This window comes from Pseudomonas sp. P5_B2, from assembly GCF_056400445.1.
Genome location: NZ_JBFULH010001229.1, coordinates 1 through 831, shown reverse-complemented (window position 1 = coordinate 831; position 831 = coordinate 1). Strand labels below are relative to the sequence as shown.

General features: G+C 56.6%; 2 protein-coding genes. Both read left to right on the top strand.

Annotated elements, in window-relative coordinates; all coding sequences use genetic code 11:
- On the top strand, positions 1 to 501 hold a 501-nt coding region (locus tag AC1DRJ_RS30405), incomplete at its 5' end, for an HNH endonuclease (protein ID WP_477805374.1).
- Positions 502 to 600: 99 nt separating this feature from the next.
- Positions 601 to 816, top strand: coding sequence for a hypothetical protein (locus AC1DRJ_RS30400; RefSeq protein ID WP_477805373.1), 216 nt, complete (start codon positions 601 to 603; stop codon positions 814 to 816).
- Positions 817 to 831 lie beyond the last annotated feature (15 nt).

Below are 831 nucleotides of genomic sequence, written 5' to 3'. Positions count from 1 at the left end.
CTGATACTCGACCTGGTGGGATCACAGGTAGACCTTCCCGAAATGGTCATTCCGACAAGCCCTGACGCCATTCAGAACGCACAGGAGCAGCGCAAAATTGAGCAGTCCGAGCTTCCTAGTACTTTCAAAGAGCTATTGATCAAAGCTCGTGTTGGTCAGGGCCTGTTTCGTCGCCGGGTGTTGCTGTGGAGTTCGCACTGCCACCTTACAGGTGTAACTGATCCAGATTTCCTGATCGCCAGTCACATCAAGCCCTGGAAAGACTCCGACAACCAAGAGCGGCTCGATGGATACAACGGCCTGATGCTGGCGCCCCATGTGGATCGCTTGTTTGACCGCGGATGGATCTCTTTCCAAGATGGAGGGGAGCTACTGGTAGCGAGTGGCGCGGTGGACGTATTGAATGCCTGGGGTATCGACCTGAACACGAATGTGGGTCCATTCCCCAAGGAGTGCCACACATATCTTGAACACCACCGCAAATTAACCTTCAAGGGATAGCCTTTGCAGTTGAGGTGCCAAGCCACTCGACTCCTCGCAGTTCTTCACGAGCGACCCCAACGCGAATTCATAGGCGCCGCCACCAACGAGGAAAGCACCATGAGCGACGACGACAACCGCATGACCGAAGAAGAAGCCGAGCTTGCTTTGGATGCAGCCATGGACGCCCACACTGAGATGTTCGGTCATTGCCCCGGCATCCCCTTCCCTTACCGTCTTGCTAGATGGGTGCAGGCGCTTCAGGAGGCAGTCGCGGCCGGCAAGSCAGTCGACCCTGAGCCGTTCTTCCCGAGCGACCCGAATGTCGACGCGTGACCACTGGCCTACGGT